Annotated in this window: 17 protein-coding genes; 13 read left to right on the top strand and 4 right to left on the bottom strand. The window is 62.1% G+C overall.

The window, feature by feature from the left end:
- On the bottom strand, positions 1–616 hold a 616-nt coding region (locus SGJ19_22095; GenBank protein MDZ4782947.1), incomplete at its 3' end, for a hypothetical protein.
- A 529-nt stretch (positions 617–1,145) separates the two neighbouring features.
- On the opposite strand from SGJ19_22095, the gene SGJ19_22100 reads away from it, so the two are divergent.
- On the top strand, positions 1,146–1,586 hold the full coding sequence (locus tag SGJ19_22100) for a hypothetical protein (GenBank protein MDZ4782948.1): 441 nt from the start codon (positions 1,146–1,148) through the stop codon (positions 1,584–1,586).
- A gap of 141 nt (positions 1,587–1,727) precedes the next feature.
- Here the strand turns inward: SGJ19_22100 and SGJ19_22105 are convergent, their stop codons facing one another.
- Positions 1,728–2,801, bottom strand: coding sequence for a class I SAM-dependent methyltransferase (locus tag SGJ19_22105; GenBank protein ID MDZ4782949.1), 1,074 nt, complete (start codon positions 2,799–2,801; stop codon positions 1,728–1,730).
- Between the two features lie 234 nt (positions 2,802–3,035).
- Here SGJ19_22105 and SGJ19_22110 point away from each other — a divergent pair, with 234 nt between their 5' ends.
- The 11 genes from SGJ19_22110 to flhB all read left to right on the top strand — a co-directional run bounded on the left by SGJ19_22110 (position 3,036) and on the right by flhB (position 14,300).
- A complete protein-coding gene (locus SGJ19_22110; GenBank protein MDZ4782950.1) occupies positions 3,036–4,364 on the top strand; it encodes an aspartate aminotransferase family protein in 1,329 nt (442 codons plus the stop codon).
- Between the two features lie 193 nt (positions 4,365–4,557).
- A complete protein-coding gene (locus SGJ19_22115) occupies positions 4,558–5,799 on the top strand; it encodes an NAD(P)/FAD-dependent oxidoreductase (protein MDZ4782951.1) in 1,242 nt (413 codons plus the stop codon).
- A 385-nt stretch (positions 5,800–6,184) separates the two neighbouring features.
- A complete protein-coding gene (locus tag SGJ19_22120) occupies positions 6,185–8,206 on the top strand; it encodes an alginate lyase family protein (protein ID MDZ4782952.1) in 2,022 nt (673 codons plus the stop codon).
- Between the two features lie 122 nt (positions 8,207–8,328).
- Entirely contained in the window at positions 8,329–9,099 is a 771-nt protein-coding gene (gene surE / locus SGJ19_22125; protein ID MDZ4782953.1) for a 5'/3'-nucleotidase SurE, read from the top strand.
- Between the two features lie 54 nt (positions 9,100–9,153).
- Positions 9,154–9,642, top strand: coding sequence for a hypothetical protein (locus tag SGJ19_22130; GenBank protein MDZ4782954.1), 489 nt, complete (start codon positions 9,154–9,156; stop codon positions 9,640–9,642).
- 202 nt (positions 9,643–9,844) lie between these two features.
- A complete protein-coding gene (locus tag SGJ19_22135; protein ID MDZ4782955.1) occupies positions 9,845–10,186 on the top strand; it encodes a hypothetical protein in 342 nt (113 codons plus the stop codon).
- Positions 10,187–10,329: 143 nt separating this feature from the next.
- Positions 10,330–10,935 (top strand): flagellar biosynthetic protein FliO, encoded by a 606-nt coding sequence (locus SGJ19_22140; protein ID MDZ4782956.1) that lies wholly within the window; start codon positions 10,330–10,332, stop codon positions 10,933–10,935.
- Positions 10,928–11,947 (top strand): flagellar type III secretion system pore protein FliP, encoded by a 1,020-nt coding sequence (fliP, locus tag SGJ19_22145; protein ID MDZ4782957.1) that lies wholly within the window; start codon positions 10,928–10,930, stop codon positions 11,945–11,947. Before SGJ19_22140 ends, fliP begins: the two co-directional genes overlap by 8 nt.
- Positions 11,948–12,008: 61 nt before the next feature.
- Complete coding sequence (fliQ, locus tag SGJ19_22150; protein MDZ4782958.1) at positions 12,009–12,278, top strand: flagellar biosynthesis protein FliQ; 270 nt, start codon at positions 12,009–12,011, stop codon at positions 12,276–12,278.
- A gap of 105 nt (positions 12,279–12,383) precedes the next feature.
- Positions 12,384–13,178, top strand: a complete 795-nt coding sequence (locus SGJ19_22155) for a flagellar biosynthetic protein FliR (GenBank protein ID MDZ4782959.1) — start codon at positions 12,384–12,386, stop codon at positions 13,176–13,178.
- Positions 13,179–13,214: 36 nt separating this feature from the next.
- On the top strand, positions 13,215–14,300 hold the full coding sequence (flhB, locus tag SGJ19_22160; protein ID MDZ4782960.1) for a flagellar biosynthesis protein FlhB: 1,086 nt from the start codon (positions 13,215–13,217) through the stop codon (positions 14,298–14,300).
- A gap of 161 nt (positions 14,301–14,461) precedes the next feature.
- On the opposite strand, the gene SGJ19_22165 is transcribed toward flhB, so the two are convergent.
- Positions 14,462–15,268 (bottom strand): RNA methyltransferase, encoded by an 807-nt coding sequence (locus SGJ19_22165; GenBank protein ID MDZ4782961.1) that lies wholly within the window; start codon positions 15,266–15,268, stop codon positions 14,462–14,464.
- Between the two features lie 45 nt (positions 15,269–15,313).
- A complete protein-coding gene (locus tag SGJ19_22170) occupies positions 15,314–16,108 on the bottom strand; it encodes a hypothetical protein (protein ID MDZ4782962.1) in 795 nt (264 codons plus the stop codon).
- A gap of 150 nt (positions 16,109–16,258) precedes the next feature.
- Here SGJ19_22170 and SGJ19_22175 point away from each other — a divergent pair.
- Positions 16,259–16,651, top strand: a 393-nt coding sequence (locus SGJ19_22175) for a hypothetical protein (GenBank protein MDZ4782963.1), incomplete at its 3' end; no start/stop codon positions are given.

The raw sequence follows: 16,651 nt of genomic DNA on the forward strand, positions 1-16,651 counted from the left end.
ACTCATCGCCAACCTGTTCGCCGCCAGCGGTGAATCGCAGCGCGAAAATGCCCCAACCGTCGCCGTCTTGAGCATGACCGGCCCAGGTGATGACGTAATTGCCCGCGTCGTCCGAGGCGATCGTACCCGGCGCGCCGATGGTGAAGGTCTGGTCGCCGCTGGTCGTGGTGTTGACTTGGGTCTCGCCGCCGTCCGTCACAATCCGCGCGATTTCGAAGTTGATCGTGTGGTCGCCGCCAGCGATGCCGTCCAAATCGCCGTCGAGGCCGTTCCCGGGCACATCTTGCAATGTCTCGAGACTGCTCAATGCATAGACGCCGCTGGGAAGCGGCGCGGCGAAGTGCAGCGTCGCCTCGTGGTGGTTGGTGATGGCATTGAAGCCATACGCGACTTCCGAGATGGTCGCGCTGTAGTCCGCGCCGAAGAGCGTCAGTCGATAGTTAGCGGGATTCAGCACGCTGCCCGCGCCCGTTGCTCCATCGACTTCCGACATGGCTTCTGAAAACGCCAGCGTCAACTGCCCTGGTGAATTCACCAGGCGATCGCCGGTCATCACTTCATGCGGATCGCCAGCAAGGAAGAGTCCGCTGACGAAGGGCGCATCCGCGTCCATCATCGCCCGGACTTCCAGCGACTCGAATCGAATTCGCCGGCGTCGCGCGCGCGGAACCGCGCCGAAGCCTCGCCTCGTGCCTCCGAGCTTCATCGTGGGTGCAATCCTTCTAGGGATTCGGCCGTCGAGGAATATCTAGGTGTGTAAACGTCCGCGGCTCGAACCGGATGGCGTGGCCCACATACGCCGCCCGAGAGAGTTCCGCCCAACAATCGCGAGAGCAGAGGAACCCGCCCGCCACGGGCCACCCGCCCGTTTGACACGCGTTCTGATGGTCCCCCTCGCTGCACCAGCAACTTGCCTCATAGTTAGCCTACTGTCAATTACGCAGGTCGAAAAGGAAAAAGCGATTGTCCTGATTTTGATCGCTTTTTTCTTACCTGGCGAACGTCTTCCCCAAGCCCAGGGAAGGCCGCCCAAGACTTCATCATGGGAAAAGTCTCCAAGGGCCTTCCCTGGGCTTAACGCGTCGCGCTGCGGGAATCCGCCGCAATGGTTTACTCGTGCCCCCGGTAGGACTTATGATCGAGGGATGAACAAAGCGTTCGTCCGCGAAACTGACGATACGGCGTCAGCGCATTGTCCCCGCTGCGGCTCGGCCGGGACCTGCGTCGGCAGCGAAACGCTAGAAGCTTGGCTCTCTCCGGCGGCCAGAAGGACCCTTCCGGACAGGGCAAGCTTCTGCCCTTACCCCCGTTGTGAGGTGGTCTACTTCGACCAGTTCGACCGCGTCGTGACGGTCGACGAGATCGAGCGGCCCATCTACCCCAAGCACCCTTCCGCGCCGCTGTGCGGCTGTTTCGGGTTCTCGCTCGACGATATCGAAGCGGACTTGGCGGAAGGAGGCGTCGCGCGGACAAAGGCCATCGTCGCCCGCGCCCAGACCGCCGAAGCCCATTGCCTCACCGCGGCGGTCGACGGCCGAAGCTGCGTTGGCGAGGTGCAGAAGTGCTATCTGAGGCTGAAAGGTTAAGGAGTGAAATCCCAAAGTCGAAGCTCGAATGTCGAATTAAATCCGAATGTCGAATGACTGAATGCGGCATCCGCTCACCATTCGTCATTTAAGCATTCGGATTTCTTTCGACATTCGGATTTCGACATTCGACATTCCTCCTTACGGCGTGCAGACGTAGTAGTAGTTCAGCATGTCGTGTCCGAGCGACTCAACGCGGACATTCGCGAAGCCAGCTTTGCCGAGCATCTCCAGGGCCTTTTGCTTGCCCCACATGGCGCCCAGGCCGGGGCCGCCGCCTGCCAGCGAGACGGACATGCAGTGCATGCAGGAGATGGCATAGCCCAAGGTCGCCAGCGGATAGCGGCCGTCGGTATGGGCATGTCCGGACCCAGCGATGTCTTGCATCAGGAGCACGCCGGACGGTTTGAGCGCGCGATGAATGTGATCCAGCACGCGTTGCGGGCGCACCTGATCGTGGATGGCATCGAAGGCAGTGATCAGGTCGAACCGCGCGCTGTCGTTCATCTCCGCCGCGTCGACGGCTTCGAATTGCACGTTCGTTACGCCCATGGCACTGGCCTGGCGGCGCGCTTGTTCGATGGCTTCTGGCGAAAAATCGCGGCCCAGGAAGCGGCTGTTGGGAAAATGGGAGGCGAGATAATTCATTGCCCGGCCGACGCCGCAGCCGACGTCCATGACTTCGATGCCGGTTTCGAGCTGTTCCATCAGTCCGTTAGCCAACGGCAGGATATGATCCCGTAACCCCGCCACGACGGTCTGCGCGCTTTCCTCGGCCATGACTTCGTGAAAGCGATTGTAGGCCGAATACGGCACGCCGCGACCATGGCGAAAGGCGTCGCACACCAGATCCTCGACGCCCCCCAGCACGGCGAACCACTGCATGCTCGCCGCCATATTGTTCGGAACCGCCGCGCGAGTCAGCCACGCCGCGTGCTCCGCCGGCAAGTGATACGTTTGGTCCTCGGCGGAGAACTCCACCACGCCGCCGGTGACCATCGCCCCCAGCCACTCGCGAACATACCGCTCGCTCAATTCGGCCGCCTCAGCGATCGCCGGACAGCTTGCTCGCTCCAGCCGCGCCAAGACGTCAAACAGCCCGGTGCGATGCCCCAGCGAGAGCATCAGCGCCAACCCGGAATGGTTCATGACCTCGACCAGCGACTGGGCGAAAGCCTCGGATTTGGCGGTATTGAGCGTGGCAGCGGTCGACATCTGGGCGGGCTCCGAAGCTGAGTCGAAAAGTGTCATTCAGGGACCAATCATCTCCTATTAGGCTGAATCCCTGAGGGCGTGCCCAGCGGCCAATTTTCCGCCTGAAGTAACGAAGGCGCTACGACTTGTGCCACTTTCGCGGGGCACGATGTGCGTGTTATTCTGCCCTGATCACGTCAAACGGCGGCGGCGACGCGATGGTTGGTGTTCCGTACGCATCCTGGGGTAAACCGCATGTCGAGTCTGGCGACTGGTCGCGATATCACTCCGCTCGAAGCGAGCGCCTCCGCGCGATCCTGGAGCGTCTTTCCCGCCGGATCGAATGGCGAATTCAATCTCCCGCGCGAGTTGAGCATCGTCATCGCGCACGGCGCGGGTTGCCGACTGTGGGACACCGAGGGACGTGAGTTCCTCGATTTCTCGTTGGGCTGGGGCTCCGTGTTGGTCGGCCATGCCGATCCGCGAATCACGGCCGCGGTGGTGCGGCAAGCGCCGCTGGGAAGCAACTTCGCCTATGTGACGGAAAACTCGCTGCGTTTGGCCGAGGAGTTGGTACGGCTCAGCCCGGCCTGCGATCGCGTGCGATTTTGCGCTTCGGGCACCGAGGCGACGATGTACTGCCAGCGTCTGGCGCGCGCGGCCAGCGGGCGGATGAAGATTCTCAAGTTCGAAGGGGCCTACCATGGCGCGAACGAGATCGGCGTGACGAGCCTCTTCGGCGCGAAGCTGAAAGATTGGCCGCAACCGGAACCGTTGGGCGACGGCATTGCCGCGCTCGTCGAGCCGCACGTGCTCGTGGCGCCGTTTAACGACCTTGCCACCACCGGGCGCATTCTCGCCGAGAATGCCAAGGAATTGGCGGCCGTGATCGTGGAACCGTTGCACCGTTGCCTGCCGCCGCAGACCGGCTTCTTGGCGGGTCTGCGAAAGCTCTGCGACGAGCATGGCGTGCTGCTGATCTTCGACGAAGTTGTGACGGGCTTCCGGATGGCGTACGCCGGCGCACAGGAATACTACGGCGTCGTGCCCGATCTCGTCGCCTACGGCAAGGCGGTCGGGGGCGGCTATTCGATCGGCGCCTTTGGCGGCCGGCTCGACATCATGGAACTGGTGGCCGAAAGTCGTCTCAATCGCGACAAGTACGTCTGGACGGCCTCGACGCTGGGCGGCAACCCGATTTCATCCGCGGCGGCATTAGCTACGCTGGAAATCCTCCGCGGCGCGAACGTCTATCCGCGACTGCACGCGCTTGGCGCGTACCTCCGAGATGGCATCACCAACGTGTTGCGCGAGCTAAACGTTCCGGCGCAAGTCATCGGCGACGGGCCGCTGGCGCAAATCGCCTTTGCCACCGGCCCACTCGCCAGTTCGCGCGACATCTGGCGCGGCGATTCCACGTCGGGCCGCGCACTGATGCTCGCACTCTTCGCCCGCGGCGTGTTCCTCAATCCGCTCGGGACGAAGCTCTACATTTCACTCGCGCACGACGAAGCGGTCTGCGACGAATTCCTCAACCGCCTCCGCGACGCTCTCCAGGAGTCGAAACAAGCACAATCCGCTTGAACCGCAGAGACGCAGAGGAATACACCGCGAAACACGCGATATAGCGCGAAAAAAACCAATTCACGGCCTCTCGCTGAACGCAATTCTGCCCCTCTCCCCCTTTCGCGTCATTTCGCGTATTTCGCGGTTAAAATCCTCTCCCTCTCCGCGTCTCAGCGCCTCCGCGGTTCAAACAGGTTAGTCTTCGATCCACATGGACTGCGAAGTGGCCATCATTGGCGCCGGGGCGGCGGGGTTGTTGGCCGCGGCGCGCGCGGGCGAACGTGGACGGCGCGTGTGGCTGTTCGAGAAGAATCGCCGGCCGGGCGTGAAGATATTGATGTCCGGCGGGACGCGCTGCAATGTGACGCACGATACAGATGTGCGCGGGATTGTCGCCGCTTATGGCGCGCCGGGAAGGTTTTTGCACTCGGCGCTCGCCGCGCTAGGGCCGCACGAACTACGCGCGCTGTTCGAGGCGGAAGACGTGCCACTCAAAGTGGAGCCCGGCGGAAAAGTGTTTCCGGTCAGCGATCGCGCGTCGGATGTGTTGGACGCGCTCCTGGCGCGATTGCAGCGGAGCGGCGCGGCGTTGTTCACTGAAGAGCCGGTCGTCACGATCGCGCGAGGCGAGGGACATTTTCTGATCGAGACAAATCGCCGTGTCGTCGAGGCCGAAAAGTTGCTGGTCACCACTGGCGGGAAGTCGTACCCAGGTTCGGGTACGACCGGCGACGCTTACGCGTGGCTGGCGGAACTGGGGCACACGATTATCCCGCCGCGACCGTCGCTCACGCCGATCACAGTGGACGCCCCTTGGGTGAAGGAACTTTCCGGCGTCACGATTCCGGACACGTATCTTAAAGTGATCGATCCATCGACGAACGGCGGCAAACCGACCGTGTTGGCGGAGCGGCGAGGGTCGCTTCTGTTCACGCATTTCGGCCTCTCGGGGCCGGTGGCGCTGGATGTCAGCCGGGCGATCAGCGGCCATGCACAGCCGAACAAGCTGCACTTGGAATGCGACTTTTTGCCGGCGCTCAAGGAGCCGGCCGTCGCCGAACTGCTGGAACAAGAGCTGCGCGCGTCGGGCAAGCGGCAAGTTGGGGGTATCGCGCTGGGGGATCTGCCGAAACGCCTGACGGAGCAGTTGCTGCGGTTGGCTGGCGTCGACCCGAACACCAAGGCCGCGGAACTGAGCAAGGCCCACCGTGCAACCTGGGTGCAGTGGCATAAACGGTGCCAGATCGGCGTAACCGGCACGCGCGGGTTCGGGAAAGCGGAAGTCACCGCTGGCGGCGTCGCACTCAGCGAGGTCGACTCGCGTAGCATGGAGAGTAAGCGGGTGCCGGGCTTGTACCTGGCGGGCGAGGTGCTCGACCTGGACGGGCCGATCGGCGGCTATAACTTCCAGGCCGCCTTCAGCACCGGCTGGCTGGCCGCCGAACATATGTAGCGCGTGGTAGGATTGTTTTTCGCAGGTCTATTGTTGTGCGCTACCGGATGGTGAGTTCACCAGCGCGCATCCGCGCTCCGTCATTCCCCAAAGCGGGAACACAAATAGCCCCGAAGGGGCTGGACAGGGGAACAGTTTAGCTATACGAACCCCAAGGGGGTGGCACATCAATGGATGACGCAATGTGTCGCCCCTTTGGGGCTCAAATTTCGTATCGAATAAGATTCCAGGGGTTATCACCCCTGGCTATTATCTGTCGCCCCGTTGGGGCTGTGATTTTTCGTCCGCCACAAATTTCGCGCACTTGATTGGTCGATATCCCTGGCATGCACCGCTTTCCTTTATCGGTCGGTCCCGGCTGCTTCAGACCTCGGCAACTCGTTCCATGAACCCATTCCTGCGCTGGTATTGGACGGCCCGGGGTGTGGGGTGGGACAATCTTTCGCGCCGCGCCTGGTTCTTGGCGCAGCGCAAGTTGGGCATGGAACGGCGCGCATTGCCGCCCGGGGAGGCGCCCCTGGAAGTGCGTCGACGGCAGTTCGTCGACGGTTATCGCGCCGAAGATGCACCGCAACATTGGCGGCAACGGGCGCGGCGATTCTTCATTGATCCCGATCGCGCCGCAACGATGCGGGCAATACTGAATTCCACGATCGACGCGTCGCTCTGGAAAAAGCAAGTCACCCATCAAGTGGAACGCCTCGCGGAAGGGGAGATCCAATACTTCGGCCATCGCTATCATCGGCTCGGTTGGCCGGCGCGATTTCACTACGATCCGATTCACGATGTCGAATGGCCGTCAGGCGTGCCGGCGTCCGCGATTGATCAACTCGATCCGCGCCGGCAGGACATCAAGTGCGTCTGGGAAGCTTCGCGATTCTCCGTCGCGTACGCGCTGGCGCGCGAACATGTGGCCCAGCCGGACTCTCCGGCCGCGGAGTTGTTTTGGCTGCACTTCGACGCCTGGGACGAGCAGAATCCCTACGGCCTGTCGGTCAATTGGAGTTGCAGCCAAGAGGCGTCGTTTCGCTTGATGGCCTGGTTGTTCGCGGCCTGCGCCATGTTGGACAGTCCGGCCACGTCGGCGCCGCAGTTGCATCGCCTCACCGAACTGGCGTGGTACACCGGGCGACAGGTGTCGTTCAATATCGACTACGCCCGGAGTCAGAAAAACAACCATGCGCTCAGCGAAGCGGCGGCGCTTTGGACGCTGGGGCACATGTTCCCTGAGTTGCGCGCAGCGGACAAATGGCGCGAGCAGGGATGCCAGGTGATGCTTGCCGAAATGCAGCGGCAGGTCTACGACGACGGTTCGTACGTTCAGCACAGCTTGAACTACCACCGCGTGATGCTCGACGATTGCCTGTGGGCCATGCGGATCGGGCAACTACACGACGAGCCGCTGGAACAGATCGCAGAGCCGGTGGCGCGCGCCACGGATTGGCTGCTGGAAATGATCGACCCGAGCACCGGGCGCGTGCCGAATTACGGTCCCAACGACGGCGCGCAGGTGTTGCCGCTCAGTTGTTGCGATTACTTGGATTTCCGCCCCGTCGCGCAGGCGGCGCATTTTCTGTTGCACGGCAAGCGCGCGTTCTCGCCGGGACCATGGGATGAAAAGATGCTCTGGCTGTTCGGTCCCGCGGCGGCGGGCGCGCCGGTCAACGCAAAGCGGCGCACGCCGCATTTCGCCGCGACGACCGGCGGCTACTACACACTCGCCGGACCGCGCAGTTGGTGCCTGATCCGCGCGCATCAATACGTCGATCGTCCGCACCAGGCGGACATGCTGCACTTCGATCTCTGGTCCGACGGCGAAAACATTCTCCGCGACGGCGGCAGTTACCACTACAACGGCGCACCGCCGTGGAAGCACTACTTCGAGTCGACCGCGGCGCATAACACAATCGAGATCGACGGCCAGGATCAAATGATCCGCGGCCCGCGTTTTCTTTGGCTACGCTGGACTGAGGCGAAAGTGCTTCGGTACGAACAACTTCCCGGTGACGAAGTACGCTTCGTGGCCGAACACCACGGCTACCGACGACTCAAGCCGCCGGTCACAAACCGAAGGAGCATTCACCGTCAGGGCGATCAGTACGAAGTGCGCGACGAACTCTCCGGAAATGGGGAACATCACATCGCATTGCGCTGGCGACTTTGCCCCGGCGAATGGCGCCAGACCGGCAACACGTTTCGCCTCGCGCAGTATAGCGGCGACGTCGTGATTGAAATCGGCGCGCTACCGGCGGGCACGACACTTGAACTGGTTACAGGCCAGATCGATCCGCGCCCCGATGGCTGGGAATCGCTCTATTACGCCGATCGGCAACCGGTGCCCGTTATCGTGGTGCGCGGCCAGGCTAGTTTGCCCGTCACCTTGGAAACGTGCATCACGATCAATTGACGTCTCTTACCGGCCATCCCTGGTGGTGCACCTCGTTGAAGCTCTCGGGATCGACCCGGTATCATGCCGGATACTTCGCCGCCGCCGGCAGCGAACTTCGTTTCGATCCGAGAACCGTGAACGTGCTTATCCTCCTCACCAACGACGACGGCATCTATGCCCCGGGCATCGCGGCTTTAGAGCGCGAATTGAGCCAGATGGGGGACGTGATCCTCTGCGCCCCGGCCACCGAACAAAGCGGCGTCGGGCATTCCATCACGTTTTTGCAGCCGCTGATTGTCAAGGAAGTTTTCGACGGCGACCGTCGGCGAGGCTGGGCAGTGGAGGGGAGCCCGGCCGATTCGGTGAAGATCGGCATCTTCGAGTTCTGCCCGCGCCGGCCGGATATCGTCGTCAGCGGCATCAACGGCGGGCTAAACGCGGGGATCAACGTCCTCTATTCCGGCACCGTGGCGGCGGCCATTGAAGGGGCGTTTTTCGGCATCACCAGCGTGGCGGTTTCGCTGGAATACGACGAGCACGCCCAGTTCGACAAAGCGGCCAAACTGGCCCGGTCGATCATCGAGCAGATTCGCTCGCACCAGGGGACGGCCTCGCATCTTTACAACATCAATATTCCCACCGCGGCGCTGGATGGCGGCGCCGAGCTGCGAGTCGTGCCGATGGGGGTTGCGCAATACGGCGAGCGCTATGAACGCCGCAAAGACCCGCGCGGCCGGAACTATTACTGGATGGCCGGCGATCCGCCGAGCGACCTGAGCGGCCCGGAAACCGACCTGATTGCCTTGCGCAAGGGGCACGTGACACTGACGCCACTCGATTTCAATTTGACCAATCGCGAGCTTCTCGGTCCAATGGCCTCCTGGAGCTGGACATTGCCGGACGTGAGTTAGTGCGGCAATTCTCTCGTGGCGGATTCAAAGCGGATCAAAAGTGGAGAGCACGTTATGCGCTTGATCACACTGCTAACGGTCGCCTCATCCGTGGCGTTCGCTGGTTGCGACGCGCCGGCAACCGCGCCGTCGGCTGTCGCGCCAATCGTCAAGTCCACGGCCCCGCCGCCACCGCCCCCCGGCCCGGCCGCCGTGCCGCCGCCGGCCATGCAGGAGGTCGTTATTCGCGACTCCGCCGAGCAAGTGCTAGGCATCAACGCCCCGGGGCAAAAAGGGGCCGACTACACCTGGAGCTACACCCGTGTGTTGTTCACGAACTACTTCGGCGTTCGGGAAACCGTCGCCCTCGGCCAGGCGAAACAGGCCTTGCAGTTCTTCGAATCGACCAAGGGTTACAAGCCCAGGACGAGCGAGGAAGGAATGGAAGCGATCAAGGACATTCCGCTGCCAGAGTTGGAGGACGACACGTTCTGGTACGAATTTGACCCGGAAAAGCAGGAATTGATCGTCGTCCACAAAGAACAGGTCCCGGTCCAACCTTGATGTTCAACCCGGGCAACGCGTGGCATTCTCGCCACGCAACGGTTGCGTCGACGCGACATTTCGACAGACGGCATTCTCAGAGCGACGGCCCTAAGTCGCTGAGAGAAAGGTGCTTACAGCCCATCGACCGGGGCTAAAACGCCGTTGGCATGCGGGGTGCTTTTTGAGGAGGCAATCCTTTCTCCTCTTCGAGACGGCCACCGTGAATCGCTTGCTCCGCGGACTTTTCGCTTCGTTATTGCTCCTGGGCGCCGCTTTTCCGGCCTTCGCAGCGGATTTGCCCTGCGGGCCGTCGAATCCTTGCCCGCCGCAGCCGGCCCAGAATAGCTGGGTCTTCCGCCGCTCGTATTACACGCACGATCCGGCCATCCCCGTGCAGATCGGCACGTACGCCGCCCACCGTGGGCCGGTCTATACGCGGCCGCAGGGGGAATACATCCGCGGCAGCTATCGGAACAACTACAGCATGATCCGCGTGAACGGCCAAATCTGGGACCGCACCTACCAGTGGGAATCCTGGGTGCAGTCTGGCTCACAGCGTTGAGCTAGGCGAACTGCATAAGTTGGAAACATACCTTCGGATCATGGGCGTCGCTTCTCTCGACGCCATTGAGCGGTCGGGGTATGATCCTCCGCCCGACCAGAGAATTGGCGGGCCCCGGAATGGATTCCAGTGGACCGTTGCGCATGATGCGACCCGAACGGATGCTGCCGCGCTTTGTCGCGCTCTTGATTATTCTTGCGGCCAGTTCGCCGTGCACTGGATACGCGCCTGCTGACGATGCACCCGCGTCTCCGGCGCTTGAGCAAGTTGAGCAGGCCGCCGCGCATAGCCCGCGGGCCCTGCGTCCGCTCAGTGATTCGCGTAGGCAGCACGCCGGCGCGACGAACCCGGCCGACGCGTTGACGTCGGGCGACGCGCTCCAATCCGGCATGCCGGATCTCAAGACCGTGGCGGCCAGCTTGAGCCTTGTGCTCGGGTTGTTTCTCACGGCGGCTTGGCTGCTGAAGCGCAGTCTCCCGAAAAGTGCCGGCATGTTGCCGAGCGACGTCGTGCAAGTGCTGGGTCGCACGCAGTTGGCCGGTAAACAATTCGCCCACCTGGTGCGCTGCGGCAACAAGTTGCTGCTGGTGAACATCACGCCGGGCGGCGCAGAGACCTTGACCGAAATCACCGAACCGCTCGAAGTGGACCGCTTGCTCGGCATCTGCGCGCAGCAGAATCCCACCAGCGCGACGGCCGCTTTCCGTGACGTCTTCCAACAACTTGGCAAGGAGCGATCGCGTGCTTGATCGCCAAAACGCCTCCACCGTCGATACGGCTGCCGACGGCGACGCGGCGCTCGAACGCGTTTCCCCGCTGGAACGTGGCGACGACGCCGCGTTGAATACGGAGACATCGCACCAGCACGTGCTGGTACTGCAACGAAAGATGCCGCGCGGCGCCCTGCGCTGGTTGTTGATGCCGGCATTGTTGCTCGGTTTGCTAACGTTTCCGGTGATGGCGCAACAACCGATTACGGCCAACGGCCCGCAGTCGATCGGCGGACTCGCGGGCAGCGGATTACTTGGCGGACCGGAGAATTGGACCAGCCCTGAAGGCGTTTCCGGCACGTTGCAGGTCATGCTACTGTTGACGGTGCTGAGCATCGCCCCGGCACTGCTGCTGATGACGACGTCGTTCGTACGGATCGTCGTTGTGCTGGGGCTCTTGCGTCAGGCCCTTGGCACCGGCCAATTGCCGCCCAGCCAGGTGATCACGGCGATGACGCTGTTCATGACCTTTCTGATCATGATGCCGGTCTGGGATCGCGTGCGGACCGAGGCGATCACGCCGTATACGAATCACGAAATCTCGCTCGAAGAAGCGGAAGAGCGCGGGCTGCGGCCGATTCGCGAATTCATGGAAGCGCAGATCGAGCGCACGGGCAACACAGACGACATCTATCTCTTTCTGGAATACATCCCGCCGCCCGCGGACGCGGTGTTGCCGCAGGGCTACGAGAAGCTGGAAGACGTGCCGCTCGACATGCTGTACAAGACCTACGACGACGTGCCGCTCCGCGCGTTGCTGCCGGCGTTCATGCTCAGCGAGTTGAAAACGTCGTTTCTGATCGGCTTCCAGATTTACCTGCCGTTCCTCGTGCTCGACATGGTCGTCTCCAGCGTGATGATCTCGATGGGCATGTTCATGCTGCCTCCGGTGTTGATCTCGCTGCCGTTCAAGCTCCTGCTATTCGTCCTGGTCGACGGCTGGCGCCTCATCGTCGGGATGTTGCTGGAAAGCTTTCAACCGTACACGTGACGAAGGCCACATGCGATCCGCCCAGTCACTGAAAACTGAACACTGAACACTTCAAACTAAAATGGACCCCTCCTCCGCTTCCGATCTCGCTCGCGAAGCCGTGATGATCGGCCTGCTCGTCAGCGCGCCGATTTTGGCGGTCGGCCTGCTCGTCGGCTTGATGATCGGGCTGCTGCAAGCCTTGACGCAAATCCAAGAGCAAACCGTGGCGTTCGTCCCCAAGCTGCTGGCTATGATCGCCGCCATGACGCTGGCGATGCCGTGGATGATGTCTCTGATGATGGATTATGTGCGGAATCTGTTCGAGGGAATTCCCGGCGGGCTGGGGTAGAGTTTGAAGTTTTCAGTTTTCAGTTTTCAGTGGGAGCTGCGGAGAAGCTTGAAGTGAGAAGCGCCTCGCGTCACCTACTTACTACTCCACCTACTCCCCTCCCCCGTGTCCCCCACCTTCGCTCAACTCGGCGTTACGCTCGACCAGTTTCTGGCGTTTATCGTGGTGTTGACGCGGATGAGCGGGTTGATGCTCGCAGCGCCGGTGTTTGGTTCACGCGAGGTGCCGGCGCAGATTCGCGCCTTGCTGGCCTTCACCTTGAGCCTGGTAATCCTGCCGACGCAATGGACGGCGCTGGTGACGGCGCCTAGTTCGTTAATCGATCTGTCGCTGCTGATCGGCGGCGAATTGCTGATCGGCTATACGCTGGGTCTCGGCGTGATGACGATGTTCGCCGGCGTGCAGATCGGCGGGCAGATCGTCTCGCAGACCGGCGGCATCTCGGCAGCCGATATCTTCAATCCCGGCTTCGACATGAGCGTGCCAATCGTTTCGCAGTTTTACTACATGTTCGCCTTGGCGGTGTTTCTACTGATCGGCGGGCATCAGCAAGTCGTCGCGGCACTGCTCGATACGTTCCAGTCGCTCCCGCCCGGCGCGGCGACCGTGACTGATTCTGTCGTGGACTCCGTCGTCCGACTGATTATGCAGAGCTTTTCGCTGGGCGTGCGCACCGCGGCCCCGGCCACGACGGCGCTCTTACTGGCGACGCTCGTGCTTGGCCTGGTCGGCCGCACATTGCCGCAGCTCAACCTGATGGCCCTCGGCTTCGGCATCAACGCCGTAGTGATGTTCGTCCTCTTGGCCCTCGGCATGAGCGCCTTAGCCTGGCTCGTGGAAAACGAACTCCCGGAAGTGATGGAGTTGGTGTACCAGGCGCTACGTGGAATGGGCGAATGAAACGGAACACGGAAAACTGAACACTGAAAACGGTTCATGGACGCCGACGGTGATAAGTCGCAGGAAGCTACACAGCATCGCCGCCAGCAGGCGCGCGAGGAGGGGCAGGTTCCGCGCAGCCAGGATTTGGGGTCCGCGGTGTTGCTGGTCGGCGGGCTCTGGGTATTGTTCTCGCTGAGCGGCGGGCTGGTCACTTACTTTGCCGACTATGCGCAGCGTCAATTCGGCGGCGCAGCGTGGCTGACCGCCGACTCGGGTTTCGTGCATGAAACCTGGATGGGCGAGTTGAATCCGCTCGCCCGAGCGATCTTGCCGCTGTTGGCGGCCGGCATGGTGATCGGCATTGTCACCAGTTTGTTTCAGGGAGGAATTCTGTTCCTGCCAGACAAGTTAATGCCCGACTTTAGCCGCGTTGATCCGCTCCAAGGGTTTCGACGGTTGTTCTCGATGGCCAGCGTGGTGCGGTTGGTGTTCGGCATTTTCAAGATCATCATCGTCGCGGCCGTGGCGTACTGGAGCCTGCAGGGGCGCTACGAAGACTTGCTCTTGATGGCATTCCTAACGTTGCCGCAAATCGGCGCGTTGCTGTTCGACATTCTGTTCTGGACGTCGATGAAGATTGGCGCGGCGCTGTTGATGCTGGCGGTGGCCGACTACGCCTATCAGTATTGGAAGTACGAACAAGACTTGATGATGACCACGCAGGAAGTTCGCGAGGAAATGAAGAATCTGCAAGGCGATCCGCAGATCCTTTCCCGGCGTCGCGCGGCGCAACGGCAACTCGTGTTGAACCGACTGAGCAAGACGGTGCCGAAGGCCGACGTAGTCGTCACCAACCCGACCGAATTGGCCGTGGCGCTGCGTTACGACGATCAAACGATGCTCGCGCCGGTTGTCGTCGCGAAAGGGGCGGGCATCCTCGCACAACGCATTCGTAAACTCGCGCTGGAACACGGCATTCCGATCATCGAGAAGAAGCCACTCGCGCAGGCGCTTTATAAGGACGTCGAGGTCAACCACCCGATTCCCGACAAGCTCTACGCGGCCGTTGCGGAGATTCTCGCTTACGTCTACCAACTCAAAGGCAAGCCGTTGCCGAAGGCGCCGACGCCGCAGTCGTAGTGCATTGTCAACGCTTGATTTGCGGGTGCGCGGGTGCCACTGGCGGCTTGTCCGCCAGTGCGGCGAGGACGCTGAATGTCGACTCTACTCCAGCACTGGCGGACAAGCCGCCAGTGGCACCCAAGCCTAATTCTTAGAATTGGCAAAGCGCTAGACGCCTCCTACAGGTTTCTCTGTCGGAGCGCTTCGTAAAAGAGCACCGCGGCCGTGGCGGAGACGTTCAAGCTGTCGGCGCGGCCGCGCATCGGGAGACGGATGGGAATCACGTCCTCAGCCAGCCAGGCGTCGCTCAGCCCGGCCGCTTCGCTGCCGAGGACGATTGCCGACGGCTGCGAAAAAGCGACTGTTGTGTAGTCCTGAGCGCCGTCCACACGTGCGGCGTAGATGTGCAACTTGTTGCGCCGCAACCAGGCGAGGGTCTCGGCGCTGGTGGCGGTGGCGGTGGGCACCGAGAAGATGGTCCCGAGGCTCGCGCGGATCGTGTTCGGATTGAACAGATCGGTCCCGCCATCAGCGATCACCAGCGCGGAGACGCCCGCCGCATCGGCGCTGCGCAGCACCGCGCCGACATTGCCCGGCTTTTCCACGCCTTCCAAGACCGCGATAAGAGGGGAAGCAGGCAACGACAACTTCTCCAACGAAGGCGTCCAACTCGCAACGACGGCGACGATGCCGTCCTCGCGCTCGCCGTAGCTGAGCTTTTCGAACACCGCTGGCGTTACTTCATACAGCGCACCGCCGCATTGCCGCAGGAGCTGCAGCGCCGTCTGGGCTTCCGGGCCCTCCGCGAGCGCCGGGCATATGAACGTTTCCTCGGGACGCACGCCGGCCTCTAGCGCGCGCCGCAGTTCCCGGGCTCCATGGATCGAGAACCGCCCTTGTTGCCGGCGCGCGCGGCGATCGTGCAGCTTCGCCGCCAGTTTGACACGCGGGTTTTGCAGGCTGGTGATGAGTTCCATCGGGGACATGCAGAGTCAGGGAGAATCAATTCCGCATACCAGCCCCTGCTGGCGCTACGGGCTAGTGTTGGCGGGGGTAAGCGTCGCTCCAACGGGCGGACGCGCCCACACCGGTACGGCCCTCGTTGGCGCTGGGGCGAAGAACCAGGCGATAAGGAACAACAAAGGCACGGCGAGGACCGCGGCGACGAACATTGCGAGGCGCCGAGGTGCAAAATGGTTCTGATGCTTGTCATCTGTGGCGGCAGCGCGCCAGCGCTCCAACACTAGATCCACGGCCGCGTGATCCGCAGGGCTGACGGCGAACTCCTGCTGGAAGTGGCCGGGTAAGGTCACCAGCAACTTGTCGCGCACCCAACGCGGGTTGCTGATCTTGCTGCGCGGCGTGAACCCGCCATGAATCAGGCCGTGCTCACAGAACCGCAGATAGGACGCGCGAAACATAAACACAGCGTTTGGGACCCAATACGTGAGCAATATAAGGGGAGTAAAGCAGTCGTAGATGATTTCATAGATTCCGCAACCCTTCGACGTCTTGTAGTTGACTTGCCAGATGACGAGCGTAGCGTGGAGCATCGCAACGCACAGCGATCCAGCAAACATAGTCCATGCCGCGCGACGCCCCGACTTGACTTGAACGAAACATTTTCCCGCGACCTGGCTCATCTTGGTGTCAAGCACGACGATCCCCGCAATGCCGAGCAAGTTCGTGACTGCCAACGAACCGAGCACGATTACCAACCGTGTCTGCGTCAGCTCGCTCAGTTGCCGGAAAAAAGGCGCAATCGCCGCCGCGCAGGCCGCTACGGCGGCCGTTGCCAACATCAGCGTGCGAAGGTTGAACTGCATCGAACGATTCCGGGTGATTCGCCACTCGAACCAATACATTCTCCCCGATGCGTTCCACGTCGGCAACTTGAACGGAACTTCCGGAATGCCCGCGGGTTGAATCGCCAGAGACGGAGCGCGTCTTATCAATCCTGTCGAGAGGACATGCTGATGCGAGTCGCCGTGGCGGCCTTTGCCGCTGGCTGTTTAGTTTTCACGCCGTCGGCTCAGGCCGATTGGCCGCAGTTTCGCGGGCCGGATGCGAATGGCCTCACCGCGGAGACGAAGCTCCCGGACAAATGGGGCGCGGATCAGAACATCGCCTGGAAGATCACCCTGCCGGGCGTGGCTTGGTCGCAGCCCATCGTGCTGGGCGACAAGATTTTCGTCACCACGGCGGAAACCGAAAATCAACCGAAACCGCGCGCCGGCGGCGGTGGGCGTGGCGGACGGGGTGGCCCTGGCGGACCAGGCGGCTCCGGAGGCGAGGGACGCGGTCCGCGTCCGGAAGGCCCAGGCGGGCCGCCCGATGCCCCGCCACCTCCGGCGGCCGGAGATCAACCC

It is taken from the genome of Planctomycetia bacterium (assembly GCA_034440135.1).
Classification (GTDB): Bacteria; Planctomycetota; Planctomycetia; order Pirellulales; family JALHLM01; genus JALHLM01.